Source organism: Croceitalea rosinachiae, assembly GCF_031846445.1.
Lineage (GTDB): Bacteria > Bacteroidota > Bacteroidia > Flavobacteriales > Flavobacteriaceae > Croceitalea > Croceitalea rosinachiae.
On sequence record NZ_JAVRHR010000001.1, the window covers coordinates 948,367 to 968,207 of the forward strand.

16 protein-coding genes are annotated in these 19,841 nt (G+C 36.8%); 4 read left to right on the top strand and 12 right to left on the bottom strand.

The annotated features are described in order from the left end of the window. Positions 1-156: 156 nt before the first annotated feature. The gene (locus tag RM706_RS04405; RefSeq protein WP_311349815.1) at positions 157-2,244 is read left to right on the top strand and encodes an OmpA family protein; all 2,088 of its coding nucleotides are present in this window, start codon (positions 157-159) and stop codon (positions 2,242-2,244) included. 73 nt (positions 2,245-2,317) lie between these two features. Here RM706_RS04405 and RM706_RS04410 read toward each other — a convergent pair whose 3' ends face one another. The 3 genes from RM706_RS04410 to RM706_RS04420 form a co-directional block, all read right to left on the bottom strand. Beyond that, complete coding sequence (locus tag RM706_RS04410; RefSeq protein ID WP_311349816.1) at positions 2,318-3,304, bottom strand: DUF4837 family protein; 987 nt, start codon at positions 3,302-3,304, stop codon at positions 2,318-2,320. 110 nt (positions 3,305-3,414) lie between these two features. Then, positions 3,415-5,016, bottom strand: a complete 1,602-nt coding sequence (locus RM706_RS04415) for a LysM peptidoglycan-binding domain-containing protein (RefSeq protein ID WP_432264967.1) — start codon at positions 5,014-5,016, stop codon at positions 3,415-3,417. 118 nt (positions 5,017-5,134) lie between these two features. After that, entirely contained in the window at positions 5,135-6,325 is a 1,191-nt protein-coding gene (locus RM706_RS04420; RefSeq protein WP_311349818.1) for a phosphoglycerate kinase, read from the bottom strand. A gap of 111 nt (positions 6,326-6,436) precedes the next feature. Between RM706_RS04420 and RM706_RS04425 the strand changes: the two genes are divergently transcribed. Both RM706_RS04425 and RM706_RS04430 read left to right on the top strand, forming a co-directional pair. Beyond that, positions 6,437-7,588, top strand: coding sequence for a DNA polymerase III subunit (locus RM706_RS04425; RefSeq protein ID WP_311349819.1), 1,152 nt, complete (start codon positions 6,437-6,439; stop codon positions 7,586-7,588). Positions 7,589-7,599: 11 nt separating this feature from the next. Then, the gene (locus RM706_RS04430) at positions 7,600-7,998 is read left to right on the top strand and encodes a DoxX family protein (RefSeq protein WP_311349820.1); all 399 of its coding nucleotides are present in this window, start codon (positions 7,600-7,602) and stop codon (positions 7,996-7,998) included. 51 nt (positions 7,999-8,049) lie between these two features. On the opposite strand, the gene RM706_RS04435 is transcribed toward RM706_RS04430, so the two are convergent. The 6 genes from RM706_RS04435 to RM706_RS04460 all read right to left on the bottom strand — a co-directional run bounded on the left by RM706_RS04435 (position 8,050) and on the right by RM706_RS04460 (position 15,973). Continuing rightward, entirely contained in the window at positions 8,050-8,550 is a 501-nt protein-coding gene (locus RM706_RS04435) for an OmpH/Skp family outer membrane protein (RefSeq protein WP_311349821.1), read from the bottom strand. 224 nt (positions 8,551-8,774) lie between these two features. Further along, positions 8,775-9,605, bottom strand: a complete 831-nt coding sequence (locus RM706_RS04440; protein ID WP_311349822.1) for a class I SAM-dependent methyltransferase — start codon at positions 9,603-9,605, stop codon at positions 8,775-8,777. Next, complete coding sequence (locus RM706_RS04445; protein WP_311349823.1) at positions 9,583-10,143, bottom strand: hypothetical protein; 561 nt, start codon at positions 10,141-10,143, stop codon at positions 9,583-9,585. The genes RM706_RS04440 and RM706_RS04445 overlap by 23 nt, the downstream gene beginning before the upstream one ends. 78 nt (positions 10,144-10,221) lie before the next feature. Next, on the bottom strand, positions 10,222-12,090 hold the full coding sequence (mnmG, locus tag RM706_RS04450; RefSeq protein WP_311349824.1) for a tRNA uridine-5-carboxymethylaminomethyl(34) synthesis enzyme MnmG: 1,869 nt from the start codon (positions 12,088-12,090) through the stop codon (positions 10,222-10,224). A gap of 6 nt (positions 12,091-12,096) precedes the next feature. Next, positions 12,097-12,519, bottom strand: a complete 423-nt coding sequence (ybeY, locus tag RM706_RS04455; protein WP_311349825.1) for an rRNA maturation RNase YbeY — start codon at positions 12,517-12,519, stop codon at positions 12,097-12,099. Further along, positions 12,509-15,973: a hypothetical protein gene (locus RM706_RS04460; protein WP_311349826.1), complete on the bottom strand. Its 3,465-nt coding sequence runs from the start codon at positions 15,971-15,973 to the stop codon at positions 12,509-12,511. Before RM706_RS04460 ends, ybeY begins: the two co-directional genes overlap by 11 nt. Before the next feature lie 136 nt (positions 15,974-16,109). Between RM706_RS04460 and gltX the strand changes: the two genes are divergently transcribed. Continuing rightward, positions 16,110-17,618 (top strand): glutamate--tRNA ligase, encoded by a 1,509-nt coding sequence (gene gltX / locus RM706_RS04465; protein ID WP_311349827.1) that lies wholly within the window; start codon positions 16,110-16,112, stop codon positions 17,616-17,618. 30 nt (positions 17,619-17,648) lie between these two features. On the opposite strand, the gene RM706_RS04470 is transcribed toward gltX, so the two are convergent. The 3 genes from RM706_RS04470 to RM706_RS04480 all read right to left on the bottom strand — a co-directional run bounded on the left by RM706_RS04470 (position 17,649) and on the right by RM706_RS04480 (position 19,810). Next, positions 17,649-18,356: a DJ-1/PfpI family protein gene (locus RM706_RS04470; protein ID WP_311349828.1), complete on the bottom strand. Its 708-nt coding sequence runs from the start codon at positions 18,354-18,356 to the stop codon at positions 17,649-17,651. A 134-nt stretch (positions 18,357-18,490) separates the two neighbouring features. Next, the gene (locus RM706_RS04475) at positions 18,491-19,216 is read right to left on the bottom strand and encodes a DUF6090 family protein (protein ID WP_311349829.1); all 726 of its coding nucleotides are present in this window, start codon (positions 19,214-19,216) and stop codon (positions 18,491-18,493) included. Positions 19,217-19,312: 96 nt separating this feature from the next. Next, positions 19,313-19,810, bottom strand: a complete 498-nt coding sequence (locus RM706_RS04480; protein ID WP_311349830.1) for a DinB family protein — start codon at positions 19,808-19,810, stop codon at positions 19,313-19,315. Between the last annotated feature and the right edge of the window lie 31 nt (positions 19,811-19,841).

The window sequence follows — 19,841 nt, forward strand, 5'->3', positions numbered from 1 at the left end:
ATTTACTTCGTAATGAGCATCATTCACAACAAAAAATTAGTCGCCTTTTTCTATTGGTTTACATTTGGTTTTAAGTTGTAAAACAACCGCGAACTAAATCTAACGTTGTTCTTTGCCATAAAACAAAGAGCACTACAAATTTAACCTCCCTAGGTTATGAAAAAAATAGTATTCCTTTTAGCTTGTTTTTCGTTTTTCGGATTAAAATCTCAAACGTTAACCTCAATTCAATTTGAAGAAGAAATAGAACCTGGTATAGAAAACAATGCCTACACCAATTCTAAAACTTCAGAAATCAATGAGCTCAAGGCTTTATCTAAAAAAAGACTAAAGGGCAAAGAACGAGCCTCTTATGTTGAAAAATTGATAAATAAGGCCAATGGCTATTTTGATAAAATGTGGTATTCCGAGGCTGCTGAGCTTTATGACATCGGCCTCAAAAAGAATGTTAGTGGTTTTTCAAAAGACTTGTTACAGCGTGCTGGGGACGCACATTACTTTAATTCGAACATGGAAAAGGCCCATTTCTGGTACAGTAAACTTTTTGATATATATAAAGATGATGTCTCCGATTCTGATTATTTTAGGTATGCACATACCCTAAAAGGCACAGGGCGTTACAATAGAGCAAAAAGAATTCTTCGCATCTTTAATGAAAAGAACATTACTACGGAAGGGCAGCTATCAAAGAGAAAGCAAGCTAAACAACTTGCGGAAGAAATGATGCAAAATATAGAAATTAAAAACCTGGATGCCAATTCAAAGTATTCAGATTTTTCACCAATGTTCCATAATGAAAATCAATTGGTCTTTGCATCTGCGAAGGACTCCGCTTTTTTAAATACCAGAAGGTATAAATGGAACGACCAACCCTTTCTGGATCTATATGTTGGTGAAGTAGGAGAGAAAAAAGAAAGCCTGCGTAATGTTAAAAAATTCTCGAAGAAAGTAAATTCAAAATACCACGAAGCTGCGGTTACTTTTACACCAGATAATAAAACCATCTTTTTAACAAGGAATAATTATGGTAAAAAATTAAAGCGTGCCAAAAACGGTATTAGCCATTTAAAACTATATCGCTCCGATTTGGTTGATGGTGAATGGACTGAACCTGTAGAATTACCTTTTAACAGCGAAGAGTATTCTACCGGTCATCCAGCCATGAGCCCAGATGGTAAGAGACTTTTATTTGTTTCTGATATGCCCGGCGGTTTTGGCGCAACAGATATTTACGTTGTGGATATTTTAGCAAATAGCAAATATTCTGAACCTCGAAATTTAGGCAAAGCTGTTAACACTAGTAAGCGTGAAATGTTTCCTTTTGTAACTGATAACAAATTGTTCTTTTCATCTGATAGGGAGCTTGGTCTTGGTGGCTTAGATATTTATCAGTCAGGATATGCCAATAATACCTTTGAAATTGCAGTGAACATGGGCCAGCCTATTAATAGCAATAGGGATGACTTCTCTTATATTGCAGATGATACCGGAATGAATGGATATTTCGCATCGAATAGAAAAGGTGGTAAAGGCGATGACGACATCTATGCTTTTAAAGAAACTCCTGTTGAAGAAGAGGAAGAAATTAAGGAAAACACTAGTATTGTTGGGATAGTTAAAGAGCTAATTACAGAAAAGCCAATGCCAAATGCTTCTGTAACCCTTTTAGGTGCTAATAACGAACCATTAAAAGAAGTTCAGAGTGATAGTGAAGGTCGATTTGTTTTTGAAGATATGCCGAGAAATAGCACGTATACTATTGCTACAAAAACAGATGAATTCCAAGAAGATATTAAACCTGTTACCACAGGCAATGACGATATCGTCTCCGTTGATGTGAACTTAAAGAGGTTGGATGAAATGATTATCTCAGATAATGGTGTCAAAATGCTAAAAACGGATAACATCTACTTTAACTTTAATGGATATTCAATTCGAGAAGATGCCAAAACAGAATTGGACAAATTGGTCAAAATATGGGATCAATATCCAAACATGGTCATAAAAATTGAGTCGCATACCGATGCAAGTGGTTCAAAAGCATATAACAGAACGCTTTCTGATAAAAGGGCAAAAGCAACAAAAGACTATCTACTTTCTAAAGGAATAGATGAATCAAAGATTTATAGTGCTGTTGGTTACGGGGAACAATACCTTATTAACGACTGTGCCGATGGTGTAAAGTGCGAAAAGAGCAAACACCAACAAAATCGACGTTCAGAGTTTGTTATTGTGAGTATGTAACTCTTATTGAAATAAGAATTAAAAAGCCCGACTGTTTTACAGTCGGGCTTTTTGTTATTGGAAAAGAATCTTTCTATTCAAATCTAATTGTTTTCAAAATAGCCTCAAGCTCTAAAAGATCATCTCTCTTATTTGCAGATGGCGCAAAAATAAATCCTTCTAAAACCAATTTTCTGTTATTTGGTTCATCATTGATGATATAGGTTAAAAACGGACCTGCCATTGGATACCCGCTAATTTCCCATATGCCTCTTACTTCTGCGGCTTTTCGTCCGCTTATCTCGGCCGGAAAAACATAAGGGGCGAATGCTTTCTCTGTAATCATATAGGTTCGCTTTCCAGGTACATCAGGTCCAGGAATGTATTTTTTGCCTACCGAATCTCTCATTTTCACTATATCTCTTACAAAGGTTGAATCTGTTGTAAAGCTATCCCAAGGCATTTCGTACGCGATGATATTCATATTACCTTTAAGGATTTGCCTATCCATCCAAACGAAATTCTCTTCATGTTTTCCAACACTGTAAACAGAAGGTACATTTAGCGAAATGCCAAACTCTTCATTGAGGTCTTGTTCTTTGTTTAGCGATTTTTTAAACCTGCGTTGAGCTTCATTGATTTCATTATTTCTAAAAGCTTCTATGGCTTTTGGAGCTACCAAATCAATATTGGCTACCAATTCTGCATAATTTCTGCCTTTGACCACTGCCACCTTTTGAGGAGTCGCATATAAGTCTGTTTTAATGTGTCCTATAGAAATCGAATCTTCAGCTATATAGAGTACCGATCTAGAATTTTTGGTGGCCCCTCTAAATACTTGTGGAGGTATCTGAACCAGCGATAAAATAGCCTCACTTTGTGGAACGGCCAACACCCTTGCGGCAAAATGCTCTCTAACCTTGTCGCCTATAGCTCCTTTCCATAGCTCATTGTCCATCACCACCATCAAAGAATTAACCCCGCCAGTCGATGGTGGAAGAAATCTTTCTGATTTAGAACTCTGCTTACAAGAACTCAAGGCTAAAAAGGCCAAAACTAGTACTATTACTATCTTTTGCATATGGTTCTAAAATAATCAATTTATAGAAACAAAATGCACTACAATGAGCAGAAGACCCTTTTTGGTTAGGGAATGAGAAATACACTAAAAAATTCTGTAAAATAGAAGCTTTACGAAGAGCAATTGCACAAACGAAGCTTATCCCCCGGTTTAAGGTTTCTACCGCTAATTCCGTTCCACTCTCTTAAATTTTCAATCGTAATTCCTGGGTATTTTCTCGAAATGGTCCAAAGGGAATCCCCCGACTTTACCACATGAACCTTTGACGGGTCTTTTGGTAACTGTGCTTTCGGTTTAGGTTTTGCCGTCTTTTTAACCGATGCTACAGAAGGAACCGATTTTCTGGGATAAATACTTAATCGTTGCCCTATTCTAAGGTTGTTGCTTCGAAGTCCATTCCAATTTTTTATCTGACTGACCCCAACCCCATATCGTTCGGCTATTTTGCCCAAATAATCCCCACTTTTAACTCTATAACGAATTCTATCGTTACTGTTCACCAATCGAGGTAATGGTTTTTCAATGGAATCGAGCTGCTTTTTCGCAAAAGCATAAATAGCCTCTTCATTATTTACGAACTGACCAATATGCTTTATTGGCAATCGAAGGGCATATTTTTTATCCTTCATTTTAGGAATGATGTTCAATTTGTAGGCAGGATTCAGAACTTCAAGTTCTTCAACCGATATATCAACTAATTTTGAAATTTGGTCAAAAGTGATAAGCTCTTTAACATGAATGGTATCTGTTTCAAAATAAGGCCTTTCAACTTTGATTCTCTTTAAACCATGTTCCTCGGCATATTCAAAAATGTACATAGTCGCTAAAAACGCAGGCACATAACCTGCCGTTTCGCGGGGTAGGTTTCGTCTTATGTTCCAATAGTTCTTATATCCTCCAGAACGTCTGATTGCCTTGTTTACATTTCCAGGACCTGAGTTATAGGCAGCTAATGCCAAATCCCAATCATCAAAAATATCATGAAGTTTTTTTAAATATTTTGCAGCTGCCGTTGTGGAAGCTATAGGGTCGCTGCGTTCGTCAACATAACTGCTTACATTTAACCCGTACATTTTGCCTGTAGCGAACATAAACTGCCAAAGCCCTGTTGCCCCAACTCGTGACCTCGCTTTTGGGTTTAATGCCGACTCCACAATTGACAAGAACTTTACCTCTAGGGGAACATCATAATTATCCAATTCTTGCTCAAATAACGGAAAGTAAAATTGACTGGTGGTCAACATCCTTTGCATTAAATCGCGTTTTCTAGTCAAAAAGGATTTAATGACACTTTCTAATGAAGAATTGTATGAAATATTAAAAGGTGTTTTTTCATTCAGCAGCTTAAGCCTTGCTTTTAGGGTATCCGTTGGCAAGTCAAAAACGTAGTTTTTATCAACTTCTAATTCACTGACTTCAGCATACATTTCATCAAAAAGCGACGCGTTTTTATGAAGCTCGGCCAGCCACAAGCTATCGTATTGATAAGCTTCAACGAGGTCTTGAAGCTTTTCTTCTTCTTTTTTGTTTTCAATTGCTGGAATGTTCAATGCCGTGTCTTCAATGGCATTGCTATTCAAAGTAGCGTTTGAAATACCGGTGCTAACCGTATCTGCCTTTTTTGTGGCAATGGTATCAATCTGTTGGGCATGGAGAACACTTGCAGTGAAAAACAGCGTCGTAGCCCAAAATTGAAGATGTAATTGTTTCATTTTGGTCATGAATTGGGTTTGGGACTAACGAAAATGCAGTTTTTTCTTTAGAAAATAAAGGATTTGGGTTAAAACCATAAAAAATTAGGATAAAGTCCGTTAATCGATAACGTCTTTACTAGCCTAATATTGCAGCGATACCTGGTAAGGTTTTGCCCTCTAAGCTCTCTAACATGGCTCCACCACCGGTAGAAACATAACTTACCTTATCTTGAAAACCAAATTGTTTTACCGCAGCAACAGAATCACCACCACCAACCAGTGAAAAAGCTCCGTTTTGGGTCGCCTCATCAATAGCGTGACCAACAGCAATGGTGCCATTGGCAAAACTCTCCATCTCAAAAACACCAACCGGCCCATTCCAAAGAATGGTCTTTGATTTTAAAATGACCTCTTTAAAGTGTGCCAAGGTAGCCGGACCAGCATCCAAGCCTTGCCAACCATCAGGTATACTATCTACAGCAACTGTTTGTGTATTTGCGTTATTGTTAAAGTCATCGGCAGCTAAAACATCAATGGGAATATGTACCTCCACACCTTTAGCCTCGGCTTGCTTTAAAATATCCAATGCCAATTCCATTTTATCGTCTTCACAAATTGAATCGCCGACCTGGCCTCCTTTTGCTTTTACGAACGTATAGGTCATTCCGCCGCCAATAATCAAATGGTCAACTTTATCTAAAATGTTTTCTATAATGGTGATTTTTGAAGAAACTTTGGCACCCCCTAAAATTGCGGTCACCGGCTTTTCACCAGTCCGCATTACTTTTTCAATAGCTTTGATTTCTTTGGCCAAAAGATAGCCAAAACATTTGCTTTCAGGGAAATAGTTTGCCACAATGGTTGTGGAAGCATGTGCCCTGTGTGCCGTACCAAAGGCATCGTTCACATAGATGTCTCCAAATTTTGAAAGCTGCTCTGCAAAGCCACTGTCGCCACTGGTTTCTTCACTATAAAAACGCAGATTTTCCAAGAGTAAAATCTCCCCACTTTGAAGGTTGGCAACCGCCTCTTCAACTTTTTCACCTATACAATCTTCTACAAATTTTACCTGTACCCCAATGACATCTGATACGGTATTACAAATGTGTTTTAGAGACATGTCATCGTTAAAAGTTCCTTTGGGCCTGCCCAAGTGGCTCATTAAAACCGCGCTGCCACCATCTTCCAACACTTTTAGAATAGTTGGTCTTGCCGCTTCAATACGACTGGTATCGGTTACATTGAACTCAGCATCCAAGGGCACATTAAAATCAACTCGTATTAATGCTTTTTTGTCTTCAAAATAGAAATCTTCAAGTGTTTTCATAGGTTACTCGGTTTGAATGCCAAAAGTAAAGATTTCAAGCGCTCTAAAGAAGTTAGTAAAACGCTAAATTTTAATCATTTTGTGGTTTTTTAAATAGTGTATATTTGATTTATGTTGTTCAATTCGGTTTTAGGCCTCCATCATATTAAAAAACATTTAACTACCAGTGCAGATGCCGGGCGTATTCCGCATGCACAGCTTTTTGTGGGTCAAGAGGGAATTGGGGTTTTACCCACAGCTATTGCATACGCCCAATATATACTTTGTCAAAACACTAGTGGAGAAAATGAGGGTGAAAACCAAGTTTGTAATGCCAAATGCGCCTCTTTAACCCATCCCGATCTGCATTTTGCTTTCCCAGTATCTAATTCAGATAAAGTAAAAAGTCATGCTGTTAGTGACAACTACTTAGCCGATTGGCGAAAGTTTGTTAAAGAACAGCCCTACGGCAATCTCTTTGATTGGTACAGGTCCATTGGTATTGAAAAAAAACAAGGACAAATTGGTGTCGACGAATCACAAGATATTGTCAAGAAATTAGCGCTTAAATCATATGAGGGCGGTTATAAGGTTTTTATCATTTGGATGGCGGAGAAAATGAATATTGCCGCATCTAACAAACTGCTCAAGCTCATAGAAGAGCCACCAGAAAAGACCGCATTACTATTGCTTACCGAAGATGAAGAGCAAATCATCACTACCATAAAGTCACGATGTCAAATCCTGCATTTCCCCCCCTTAGCCGAAGAGGTAATCGTTGAGGGCTTGATTAAAAAAGGAATGGATAAGGCGGAAGCCAACCGTATTGCACATGAGGCCAATGGTAACTTCAATAAAGCTTTGGATTTAATGAGCAATGACTCTGAAGATTTGGTTTTTGAAAAATGGTTTGTGCAATGGGTGCGAAGCGCGTTTAAGGCCAAAGGCAATAAAGCTGCTATTCATGACCTACTATCTTGGAGCGAAGAAGTGGCAAAAAATGGCCGTGAAGTTCAAAAAAAGTTTCTTAGTTATTGTATCTCAATCATCAGACAGGCTTTATTGCTAAACTTTAAAGCAGAGGAATTGGTCTATGCCAAAATTCATGTCGACGGTTTTGACTTGAAAAAGTTTGCTCCTTTTGTTCATGAAAACAATATTCTTGATATTACCAAAGAGCTGGAAGAAGCTATTTTTCATGTAGAGCGTAATGGAAACTCTAAAATCATCTTTACGGACCTATCCATAAAACTAACCCGCCTCTTGCATACGAAGGCCGCCTAAAACTATATAAAATGCACTTACACTTTTACGAGAATGCCATAGAAACTATTTTACTTATCTTTTTGATAATCACATTTTTACAAAGCGGAATTGACAAAATAAAGGACTGGAAAGGCAACCTTTCTTGGTTGACAGGCCATTTCTCAAAGTCTGCTTTTAAAAACATCGTAGCTCCTTTGTTAGGCGTGGTGACCGTAGTGGAAATCTCGGCAGGGGTTTTATCGCTCATAGGGGTAGTGCATCTGCTTCTGTTTGACGACAAGTCTTTCGCCTTTTATGGCGGATTGGTATCATGTTTGGCACTACTGATGTTGTTCTTTGGCCAGCGAATCGCAAAAGATTATGAAGGAGCCAAAACTATAGTTATCTATTTGATTCCCAGTGTTTTTCTATTGTTTTTGTTGCAATAAAAAAGCCTTAGTTTTTAAACCAAGGCTTCATTTCTTAAGATATTTAGATGACTATTTTTTATAGCTATCGTTTAGTATTTTAAGAACTTCTGAGGTCAAATCCTTAGCATCATCACCATAAAGTACGCTACCGCCATCTCCTCCTCCAAGAATATAGGTATAGCCATTTGCTTTACCATATGCTCTAATCTGTCTTTTTACCTTACTTACAACACTATCCAATTCTGTTTGACCGGTTTGTTGAAGCTGCTGCTGCTCTTGTTGCAATTGCTGCCCTATAAACTGACTTTTCTGTTGTAGGAGACCTAATTCTTCTTGAGCTTTTGCCTGAGATTGACGTTTTGCCTGTAAGGCTTGGTACTCTATCTGAAAAGCTTGAGAAATACTATCGCTCTTTTTGGCCAGGGCATCACGCTTTTCATTGAATTTGGCTTCAACATCAACTTTCTCTTGATAGCCCTCCATCATTTTAAGGTTATCAACGTATCCTATTTTATCTTGTTGGCATGAAGCTAAAAACAGAACAGTAACAACCAGTACTAACTTTTTCATCTTTTCGTTTTTTACGTGCGGCAAAAATATAAAAAGCTGTTACATATATAATAAAGTTTGAATTTTAATTAACTCAAGCTTATCATAGAAAAAAACTATTGTTGTTAAAAACAACCATGCATTTTGATTATAAAAACATAATCGGTATAAAGCGGTTTAAGACCGTTTTGAAAACTTTGTAAGGCTTTATATATCCTGTGTCATGAAAATAGCAATAAGCTTAGTTAATTGCTTTTTTTAAGGATATAGATATGAGAAGAGTATTCTTTTGTTTTTTTTGCCCTTAAATTAGATTTTAGTCCAGTCAAAAACGCTTTGAAAATATTTTGGCTGCCTTTTTTATATTTTTCTGATAATAGCGAAACATAAAAAGAATCAAACAGCATTGGTTTAATCGAAACCAATTTCATATGATTCTTTTGAAAAAGTTTTTCTATAGCTGTTTTCGAAAAATGCCAAAGGTGGCGTGGCACATCATAAGCTGCCCAAAACTTTCCATAATGTAGGGCATCATATGATTTAAAATTAGGAACTGCAATAACCAAAGTTCCATTTTCATTCAACAATTGACAAATACGTTCTATATCTCCTTCTAAATCTGCAAGATGTTCCAATACATGCCATAAGGTTATTACATCATATTTTTCTCCTTCTACTTCTTTTAATGATGGCAAAAGTTGTATTCCTTTTTCCGAGGCTTTTTGTTTTGCCAATTCATTGGGTTCAATTCCAGTAGTTTTCCAACCCGCATTTTTAGCAACAACTAAAAAATCTGCAGTGCCCGCACCAATATCCAAAACTGTTTTTTCGGCACTATAAAATGATTCGATTAGGTTTAGCTTCTTTCTTAAACTGTAATTTTTAACAAGGTGATACAGTTTGTCAACTATAGACTTTTTAGAATCGGTGTGCGATATATAGACTTCGCTCTGATAATATGATTTTAGGCTTTTAGGCTTTGGTTTTGTGATGAGCATGTCAAAAGCCTCATCATAATACAATTCAAAAACCTCATTAGAAATAGAAAAGTCCTTAGTTTTTAAATACAACTTCATTGTAATTATGGGTAGAAAGGTATTCGTTTTTCAATGCCCGAAGATACGGCAAAACTATATCCCTTGAATCTGAATCTTCATGCAAGCAATCTTTTTCTTCATCACTAAAAACTTCTACAGCAATATACCATTGCCCATTTCTTAATATGGTTGTGTCTTCATTGGCAGCATAAGTTTCAAAATCTTCATTTTGTAAAGTCGCATTTGCTGCCACATCAAAAACCAATGGAATCAAATTGACTGCTTTATTTTGTTTCTCAACCTCATAAAAAGAAAAGAAAAACTCTTTTTCTCCTACTTTAAAAGGAACTTGTACATCCACATAATAATCTTCAAGGTCATATTTTATGTTCACATACTCATAAAACTGATTCGCCTCTTTAGGGTCTTCAAAAATAAAAGTGGTTTTCTTAGGAAGCCCTCTTTTAAAACGTTTGCCTCTTACAACTTTATAATCTGAAATGTTCGGGGCTATCCTTATGGGGATGCAAGAATGAAGAAACAGCAATCCTAAAAAAATACAGAAGAATTTTCTCATTTTTGGTTTTGATTTAGTCGGAAATATCAGAATCAAAAACTAAGCCAAAAAAATGTTCCACGTGGAACAAAGAGAATTTTATCTTCCCAGAAACACGAGCAATACACTTATATCGGAAGGAGATACTCCGCTAATTCGAGAAGCTTGAGAAATAGTAACAGGGCGAATATGTTCAAGCTTTTCCCTTGCCTCATAAGACAATGATTTCAATTTAGAATAATCAAAACCATCTGGAATTTTAATATTCTCAAGCCTTAAAAGCTTATCGGCATTGTTTTTCTCCTTGGCAATATATCCGGAATATTTCACCTGGATTTCTGTTTGCTCTAAAACCTCAGTGTCTAAATTATTGTCATTGACAAAAGCAGAAACAGCATCTAATCTGAGCATGTGCTCCATGGTTACTTTTGGTCTTGAAAAGACCTTGAACATTTTATCAGATTGTTTTACGCTTGCCGATGAAACTTCATCTAAAATAGGATTCATCTCTTCAGGAGTATAACTTGTATTCCTAAAAAACTCAACAAACTTATCTGAGTTTTTTAGTTTTTCCTCCATCCGATCCAAACGTTTTTTGCTTGCTAATCCTAATTCATAACTTCTAGGAGTCAATCTTAAATCAGCATTATCTTGACGTAGCAAGGTTCGATATTCGGCACGAGAAGTAAACATACGATAAGGTTCCTCTGTGCCTTTTGTAATCAAATCATCTATCAAAACCCCAATATATGCCTCATCTCTTTTTAAGACAAAAGGTGCTGCCTCATTTATTTTTAAATGTGCATTTATGCCCGCCATCAAGCCTTGAGAAGCAGCTTCTTCATAACCCGTAGTTCCGTTTATTTGACCAGCAAAATATAAGTTCTCAACTAGCTTTGTTTCTAAAGTGTGCTTTAATTGTGTTGGTGGAAAATAATCATATTCGATAGCATACCCTGGCCTGAAGAACTTTACATTTTCAAACCCTACTACAGATTTTAATGCTTTGTACTGAACATCTTCTGGCAATGAAGTTGAGAATCCATTCACATAGACTTCAACCGTATGCCACCCTTCTGGTTCAACGAAAATCTGATGCGCATCTTTATCAGCAAACCTATTAATCTTATCTTCTATTGAAGGACAATACCTTGGACCTATACTTTTTATCCTTCCATTGAACATTGGAGAACGGTCAAAACCTTCCCGCAAAACATCATGCACCAAAGCACTCGTATGTGTCATATGACAATCCCGTTGTTCTTTTAGTTTTTGAGTATCTAAATAAGAGAACTTCTCAGGATTTACATCTCCGGGCTGCACAATCATTTTAGAATAATCAAGAGATCTACCATCTACCCTAGGTGGAGTTCCAGTCTTCATACGTCCGCTGTCGAAGCCAAAATCCGTGAGCTGTTCTGTTATGCCTGTAGCTGCCTTTTCACCTGCACGACCTCCGCCAAATTGTTTTTCACCAATATGAATTAAGCCATTTAAAAAAGTGCCGTTGGTCAATACAACCGCTTTTGCCCTTATATCAATTCCTAAAGAAGTTCTTACACCAACCACCACGTTATCATCAACCAATAATCCAGAAACCATCTCTTGATAAAAATCTGCATTTGGTGTACGTTCCAATGCCAAGCGCCATTCTTCTGCAAACCGCATTCTATCATTCTGCGCTCTTGGGCTCCACATTGCAGGTCCCTTAGATTTATTCAGCATCTTAAACTGTATCGCAGATTTGTCGGTTATAATTCCACTATAACCACCCAGTGCATCAATTTCGCGCACTATTTGACCTTTTGCGATCCCACCCATTGCAGGGTTACAAGACATCTGTCCTATAGTCTGTAGATTCATGGTTACTAAAAGCGTTTTGGAGCCCATATTGGCCGCTGCTGCAACTGCTTCTGCTCCTGCATGACCACCTCCAACTACTATAACATCGTATTCCTTTTCAAACATAACTTCCTATTGTTCCACGTGGAACAATTCCATCATTTCGTTCTCTTTACTTTTCATTAAGGTCTGCTCCTCTTCGGCTTTATCATTGTATCCTAAAAGATGCAAAACACCGTGGCTCATAACCCTCTGAAGTTCGACTGCAAACCCAACTTCGTACTTAGCTGCATTTTCAATTACCCTTTCGATGGAGATGAAAATATCACCAGAAATTGTATTACCTTCTACATAATCAAAAGTGATAATATCCGTGAATGTGTCATGACCTAAATACTGCTCATTCACATTGAGCAAATACGTATCATTACAAAAAATATAATTAAGCTCGCCAAGAACAGCCTTCTCCTTTGCAATAATTCTACTTATCCAATCGGAATAACCTTCTTCAACATCAAGCTTAAAATCAGTCTCGTAATGAAATTCAATCTTCATTTTCGAAATATCGCTTCACCTTCTTTTGGTAATTTTGGCGCAAAGGTAACGCTTGTCGATTTAAAATTTCAATAGTGTTGCTTTTGTTCTCAAGCAATGAAGGTTTTGTAGTTATAGGGTTCTGAAATTGATTGTTATTTGTCTTGCTTTCCCTTTCTTTTTTCTTCCCCTGTTTTAAAGCTGCATTTTCTAATTTTAGCAGCTGTTGTTGAATGGTATTCATCTTGCTTATTGTTCGCTGCGTGATACCATTTTCCAATAACTCATTTTCGAAATTTTCCATTTGACGGACCAGTTTTTTAGCTAAATCTTGTTTGTCCTTCCTAAGAATGTTCTTTAACTGCTCCTCCAACTTCTGTCGAATTACTTGTTGTTCTTTATATATTTCATACAGCTCTTTTAATTCTACCTCAGAAGGTCCATTCCCTTTGCCTCCTTTAGCATTGACGTTCTGGCCTTCCCCACTTTTTTCGCCAGCTGTTCCGCCACTTTGCCCGTCTTCATTCTTGCCTTCACTTCCAGAATTTCCATCTTCTCCAGATTTACCATTCTTGCCCTCCTTACCGTCTTTGCCTTTCTGCCCTTGGCCTTCTTTACCCTCTTTTCCCAGTTGCCCCTTTTGACCAATTTCTCCTTTTTTGCCAGCTTGTTCCATCCTTTCTTGCAAAGATTCTTGCCCTTCAATAATATCCGGCAATTGAAACCCGTCTCCTTGACCTTGTCCCTGTCCTGGCTGCATGCTTTGTTGCATATTATCCAATAAATTAGCTAGAAAGTCCGCCAAACTATTTGAAGCAGTTAATACATATTGTTGATACGACGCACCCTGATAGATCTGATTGTCCGCAATACTTTCTAATGACTTGTCTATATTATAATATACTTCGGTAATCTGTTCATTGACAAATTCTGAGAGTTCTGCCCTACGTAGTGATAATGCAAAAAGGCTATCATCTACATGCTCAAACAAACCTCTTAGTTCTTTTTGCTCTCGAACCGTCGTCGAAAATTGTTCTATTTCTCCATCAGACTCTTGAATCTTATCAAAAAGGTTTTCTTGTTTAAAAGAGAATGTTATTAAATTATCTAAGATTTGCCGAAGCATTTCGGCATCTTCAGTAATCGTTGAACCACCTCCAGATGACGAAGCACTTTGCTGCAAGCTCTCGCTCATCTCTTTCATTTTCTGAGCTGCAGATTTTTGTTTTTGCTTAGCTCTATTACCAGCTTCTTGCCTTTCGTTATCCTCCGAAGGTTCTTGCAAACCTTTCTGCTTGTTTATTTGCTCTAAAGCATCTTTCTGATCTTGCTTTACCCCATCTTGCTTTTGGGGACTAAGATCTAAATCCAAAGGCTTTTTTAAATCTTGATTATCTTTTTTAAGTTCATCTAGCTCCTTTGACAATTCATTAAATTCATTATTCAATTTTTCCTGTTCATTTTTAGATTCTTCTTCTTCGGAAAGTGCCTTCTGCTCTTCAGATAATTTTTCTAACTCCTTTGAAAGTTGCGAAGCCTTTTCGGTAACATAATACCTTTTGGTCAGCTCCAACAACTGTTCTAAACTACGTTCGCTATTACTTTGCTTTTTGCCTAGTTCCTCAAGTTTCTTTTTTAATTCTTCTTTTTCTATTTTATCAGCAATCTTATTGAGCTCTTCAAGAAGTTTTTTATTCTTTGAAGCTTCCTTTTCCTGGCGTTCTAAACGTTCTTGTAAGAGTAGATTCAATTCATCATTCTTACCCCTTTTATTAAGGTTATCTTTAAGTTGCTTACTAAACTTTTCCATCATAGATTCTTGCTGTTCTTGTTTTTGCAAAAAATCTTTGATTTGGTTCTGGTCATTAAACTCTAGATTGGTATTTTCCTTCTGTTTATCGTTAATTTCTTTTAACGCTTCTTTTTGCTCCTTAAAATTTTCCAAAGACTTATCTAAATTCTGAAGAATGGACTGTTGCGCATCTAACTCTTTCTCTTTCAACTGGTTATCATCTAAAACAGAAATGCTGAACACTTGGCTTTTCACCGATTTTCCATTTCGTAAACCATCATTGTCGAAAGCTTCAAAATACAGTTCATAGTCCTTACCCGTTTCCAATTCCACTCCTGAGGGAAAGGTGTAATAAAACTGTTCTATAGTATTATTGGTGACCACCAACAACAAGTTTATGAAGTCATCTGGGTTTCCCTTGGGATAATAAACCATTCTTATTTTAGATAGCTTAATGTCATCAGAAGCTATTCCTGAATAATAAGAAAGATTAGGATCTAATGAATCTAAAGTTTGCTCAACCTTAAGGGTCGGATACGCATCTTTCACCACATCTATTTGATAACCCAAGGTTTCGTAATTATTGACATTATCATTGCTTGTTGCCAATTCATAATTCAAATTGTTATAAATTGACTTTGAAAAAACAAATTCGTCGGTGTTCTTGACAAAGCCAATAACCGTGTCATTGGCTACAAAATCTATCGCATCTGTATGAACTCCTTTGATGTTCCATGAAACACGAGTGCCTTCGGGTACTGTGGTATTTCCTGTACCTTTAAGACGCTCATTTTGCTTCCCTAAATACCTAGGGTAGTTCAATACCATTTCAAAACCCTGAATCGCAGGAACCTTGCCTACATTTAGGCTATACGTTCTAGAATCAAAACCATTGGCGGTAAAATAAAACGCTGTAGATTCTAAAGGCGGTTGAAACTTGTACAAAAATACTCCCTTACTTTTTTGCATCAACAATTCTCCGCCATCGATTACAATAGAAATATCCTCAGGCTTAATTTTTCCTTCCGTATTTAGTTCTAATGTGAGGGTTTGATCTTCAAGAAGGTTTAAATCTTCATTCAGCAAGACAAATGAAAACGGGGCAGGTGGCTCATAAGCCACATCATAATTAATCACCCTGTTATATGAGCCAAAAAATTCTGAAATGTCGCCAGAAACCCATAGTGCACCAACAACTAAAATCGGTACCAAGACATACTTTGCATATTTCAAATTCTCTTTAAAATCAACCGCCTTTGCAAACGGAATGGGTTTCATCTCTTCCGAACGCTGTTCAATTGCAGCCAACAATAAACCAGATTCTTTGTTGTTTTCTGCCAAATCCAGAAGGTTGACCAACTTATCATCAACATTCGAAAAATGTTTGCCTATTAAAAGTGAAGCTTGGCGATTTGTAATCCCATTTTTAACCCTAAACAAATAAAATAAGGGAACCAAAATGTAGCGATAAAACAAAAAGAGCTCTATCAGAATAAAGGCTAAAAGCAGTGCCAACCTTGCAGTTGTTCCTAGCCATAAAAAATATTCAACTGTGGTTATGGTTAAGAAAAACAATAACCCTAAGGTTAAGAATAGCAATACGCCCTTTACTAGAAGCTTAGAATAATACTTTCTGGTAAAGGCGTTTAACTTACCTAAAATGGTCTCAAAACTGCTCAACATCTATTGATTTACAACCAAGATAGCCCGAAGCACCAAAAATTATAGAAAACATTTTGTTAAAAACGCCATATAGCCCCCTTTAATCGGTTTCTATATGCCTAACACAAATACTATCTTTGTTGCTCAATTTTAAGCAATGAGTCAAAAAGTTAGAGTCCGTTTTGCACCCAGTCCAACAGGGCCGCTTCATATTGGTGGGGTTCGCACCGCTTTGTTCAACTATTTGTTTGCAAAAAAAAACGGTGGCGATTTCGTTTTGCGAATTGAAGATACCGATCAAAATCGATATGTTGAAGGTGCGGAGGCCTATATTGTGGAAGCATTGAATTGGTGCAGAATTCCATTTGATGAAGGTGTGGAAAAAGATGGAGGCTTCGGCCCATACCGACAAAGCGAACGGAAACATCTGTATGAAAAATATGCTTTGGAGCTTATTGAAAAGGGCAAGGCTTATTATGCTTTTGATACGCCTGAGAAATTGGATTTTCACCGCAAAGATTATGAAGTCAAGGGCAAGACTTTTATTTACAACTGGCACAATCGATTAAAACTGGATAATTCGCTATCACTTTCTAATAAAGAAAGAAAAGAAAAAATAGCCTCAGGAGACCCTTATGTCATACGCTTCAAATCTCCACAAGATGAAAAGTTGAAACTTCAGGACCTCATCCGTGGCTTTATTGAAATTGACACCAATGTTCTCGATGACAAAATTCTTTTTAAAAGTGATGGTATGCCTACCTACCACTTGGCGAATATTGTAGATGACCATTTGATGCAAATCTCGCATGTAATCCGTGGAGAGGAATGGCTGCCATCATTAGCATTGCATTATTTGTTGTATGATGCCTTTGGATGGGATACCCCCCAATTCGCACATTTACCCTTAATCATGAAACCTACTGGAAAAGGGAAATTGAGCAAACGTGATGGTGAAAAAGGTGGATTCCCGGTTTTTCCGTTGTCTTGGACTGAATCGGAAGGGTATCGTGAGGCGGGCTATTTCCCGGAAGCCGTAGTCAACTTTTTGGCTATGCTAGGCTGGAACCCAGGAACTGAACAAGAACTATTTTCATTAGAAGAGCTTATCAAGGCTTTCAGTCTGGAACGCGTAAATAAATCTGGCGCTCGTTTTGACCCAGAAAAAACCAAATGGTACAACCATCAATATCTACAATCAAAAACAGATGAAGAATTAGCTGGTTTGTTTCAGTCGGTGCTAGACGATAAGCAGATTCCTCTCTCCGTTCGGAATGACAATTACGTTGCGCGAGTGGTTGGACTAATTAAAGAACGAGCAGATTTTGTATCTGATTTTTGGGAGCTGAGCAGCTACTTCTTTGAGGCCCCAAAAAGCTACGCTGAAAAACCGGTTAAAAAACAGTGGAAAGAAGAAACTCCTGCTTATCTGCAAAAAGTTGCAGAAATCATTAACAATACAGAAGACTTTAGCTCAACCAATCTTGAAACCAAAATCAAGGCTTGGATTACTGAAAATGAACTCTCTTTTGGTAAAGTGATGGGGCCATTGCGTTTGGTCATTGTAGGGGACTTAAAAGGGCCTCACCTCTTTGATATTCTAGCAATGATAGGGAAAGAAGCTTGTTTGGAACGGATTGAGAAGGCTATTTCTGAATTAGGATAAATGCCAGCTAAAATTTTATTTTATCGTTATCTATTCCGCAATAAAATTATCGTTATCCTTTTCTTCAATCCAGTTATATTCAATTTCTTTCGCAACTTTTCTGGCAAAATCAATCCCATGCCTGTCAGAAATAAAGCCTAGTGACATATCCATACCAGCGCTAACACCTGAAGATGTGTAATACTTTCCGTCTACTTTCCATCTCGCTTTTTTGTCCCAGTCTACGTTCGCGCTTTGAGATGAGGCCCATGAAAAAGCTCTTTTATTTGAGGTAGCTTGTTTTCCATCTAAAAGCCCTGATTTGGCAAGAAGCGCGCTTCCTGTACAAACCGAAAGCACATAATCACTGGCTAGAGAAAGTTCTCTTATGGCAGTCAAAAGCTCAGTATTATCAACTTCTTTTCGAGTGCCCATTCCCCCGGGCACCAAAATAATATTTGGTTGGCTCTTGATTGTTGCAAGTTTCTGGGTCATAATCGGAACCCCATGTCTATTGGTTATTACCCCTCCCTTAAGCGAATAAAAAGTAAGATTGTATTTATCGACTAGGCGACCGAAAATTTCTGCTGGGCCGAAGACATCCAAAGTCTCATAATCATCAAACATGATAAAGGCTATTTCCATAGTATCAGATTTAAAAGGGTCGACATGTTCTTGAGCATTAATAGCGCTTAACCCAATTACGATATGAAAGATAACAACTAATCGCAATATTGGTTTCTTTAATTTAAGTTCCATAGTTAAGATGATTTAGGCTTTATAATTATAATGCGGATAACCGTCTAGGTTATGATTCCATCGGAACCCAGGCGTTTGATTTAAGCTTTTATTTCGATGTGGCAAAAAACCACAATCAATTATAGCTATTGTTATTATTCATTCAATTCTAATTGAATTAAATCAATAATTTCAGTTATCAATCTTTCCATTTGAGCGTTTACGCCAATCAAAAAAATATTAAAATTTGTCAGGTTTTTAAATCGCATTAAAACGACATGGTCGTTTTTTAATTGCGGAATATTCCTGGGTTTTGTAGCATAAACTGTTGGTGACATATCCCATCCATAAAAATAATTAATGCCAGCATCAAGAAGTTTATCGTCATGATTATAGTAATGTGAAACTACTCTTTCATAAGTGGGATATAAAACATCATACAGTCTAATTACTTTATGTTTTATGGAATCATTTGATACTCTATTTAGTCCAAATTCTTTCAATGATTCAAAAGGTGCTTTTGAAACTAGAAAGGAAGTCCTTTTTGTCGCCATTGAAAATTGATATGTTATAGAATCATGAAATTCTAAATCGTTTTGCAGCCAGTCAATAACTTTGTATTGATTTTTAAGTATTTTTTTATGAAATTCATGGTTGACTTCTACGTCAATTAAGTCATTTTTTAATCCATTTTGGATTTCTGTAATTAATTTGATTTCTAATTCTTGCTCGGCTTTATCTTCCTTCCATTGATTTGCTTGAAAAGCTAAAAGAATTCCTATTAAAACAAGCAAAATTTCGCCAATTGCATAAATCAGATATTTACTGAATTTATTTTCAGATAGTAGTTTTTGTCTAATTTTTCTAAAGAATTTTATCATTGGTAGTATTTGGTTATAATGAAGCTTAACTGCTAGTATATGAGGATTGGGATCAAAAGGGAGCATTACTTCATACACCTTTCTAGCTCTCGTAATTTATTCCAATTGATATTTTTCTTGGATTATCTTTATGTGGTGTTTTTCGTGCCCAACAATCGACCTAAGAAATTCTTCAAGGGTTATCTCAAATTGTCGAGCCATGCCTTTTATATTTAATTGATGTTCGGATAAAGTATCAATAAAACTAATTGATGATTGTCTAACATTAAAAAAGTCAGTCAATAAAGACTTTATTGTTAGTTCATTAAATCTACCGTTCTTTACCAATGATTCTTGATCATATCCCCAAAGTTCCACGCTTTCATTTCTGCTCAATTGAAAAGCTCTATACATTTTAATCCTTTCGTGGTCTGTAATATGTCCGACTACTTGCTTGATATTCCATTTATCAGGTCTATAGCGAAATCTTGCTTTTTCTTCACTAATATTTTGCAAAGTCTCTATAGTTGTAATTTCCTTGAATATAAACTGTACTGAATTGTTCTTTGCTAATTCAAAATAGTATGGGAAACCATCTTTCGGTGTCAAATTCATTACTTGGTATTTTCTTCTATGAGAGTCAATG

Coding starts and splice junctions, on each gene's coding strand:
- RM706_RS04405 (WP_311349815.1), top strand. CDS start 157: ATGAAAAAAATAGTATTCCTTTTAGCTTGTTTTTCGTTTTTCGGATTA.
- RM706_RS04410 (WP_311349816.1), bottom strand. CDS start 3,304: ATGCAAAAGATAGTAATAGTACTAGTTTTGGCCTTTTTAGCCTTGAGT.
- RM706_RS04415 (WP_432264967.1), bottom strand. CDS start 5,016: ATGAAACAATTACATCTTCAATTTTGGGCTACGACGCTGTTTTTCACT.
- RM706_RS04420 (WP_311349818.1), bottom strand. CDS start 6,325: ATGAAAACACTTGAAGATTTCTATTTTGAAGACAAAAAAGCATTAATA.
- RM706_RS04425 (WP_311349819.1), top strand. CDS start 6,437: ATGTTGTTCAATTCGGTTTTAGGCCTCCATCATATTAAAAAACATTTA.
- RM706_RS04430 (WP_311349820.1), top strand. CDS start 7,600: ATGCACTTACACTTTTACGAGAATGCCATAGAAACTATTTTACTTATC.
- RM706_RS04435 (WP_311349821.1), bottom strand. CDS start 8,550: ATGAAAAAGTTAGTACTGGTTGTTACTGTTCTGTTTTTAGCTTCATGC.
- RM706_RS04440 (WP_311349822.1), bottom strand. CDS start 9,605: ATGAAGTTGTATTTAAAAACTAAGGACTTTTCTATTTCTAATGAGGTT.
- RM706_RS04445 (WP_311349823.1), bottom strand. CDS start 10,143: ATGAGAAAATTCTTCTGTATTTTTTTAGGATTGCTGTTTCTTCATTCT.
- mnmG (WP_311349824.1), bottom strand. CDS start 12,090: ATGTTTGAAAAGGAATACGATGTTATAGTAGTTGGAGGTGGTCATGCA.
- ybeY (WP_311349825.1), bottom strand. CDS start 12,519: ATGAAGATTGAATTTCATTACGAGACTGATTTTAAGCTTGATGTTGAA.
- RM706_RS04460 (WP_311349826.1), bottom strand. CDS start 15,973: ATGTTGAGCAGTTTTGAGACCATTTTAGGTAAGTTAAACGCCTTTACC.
- gltX (WP_311349827.1), top strand. CDS start 16,110: ATGAGTCAAAAAGTTAGAGTCCGTTTTGCACCCAGTCCAACAGGGCCG.
- RM706_RS04470 (WP_311349828.1), bottom strand. CDS start 18,356: ATGGAACTTAAATTAAAGAAACCAATATTGCGATTAGTTGTTATCTTT.
- RM706_RS04475 (WP_311349829.1), bottom strand. CDS start 19,216: ATGATAAAATTCTTTAGAAAAATTAGACAAAAACTACTATCTGAAAAT.
- RM706_RS04480 (WP_311349830.1), bottom strand. CDS start 19,810: ATGAATTTGACACCGAAAGATGGTTTCCCATACTATTTTGAATTAGCA.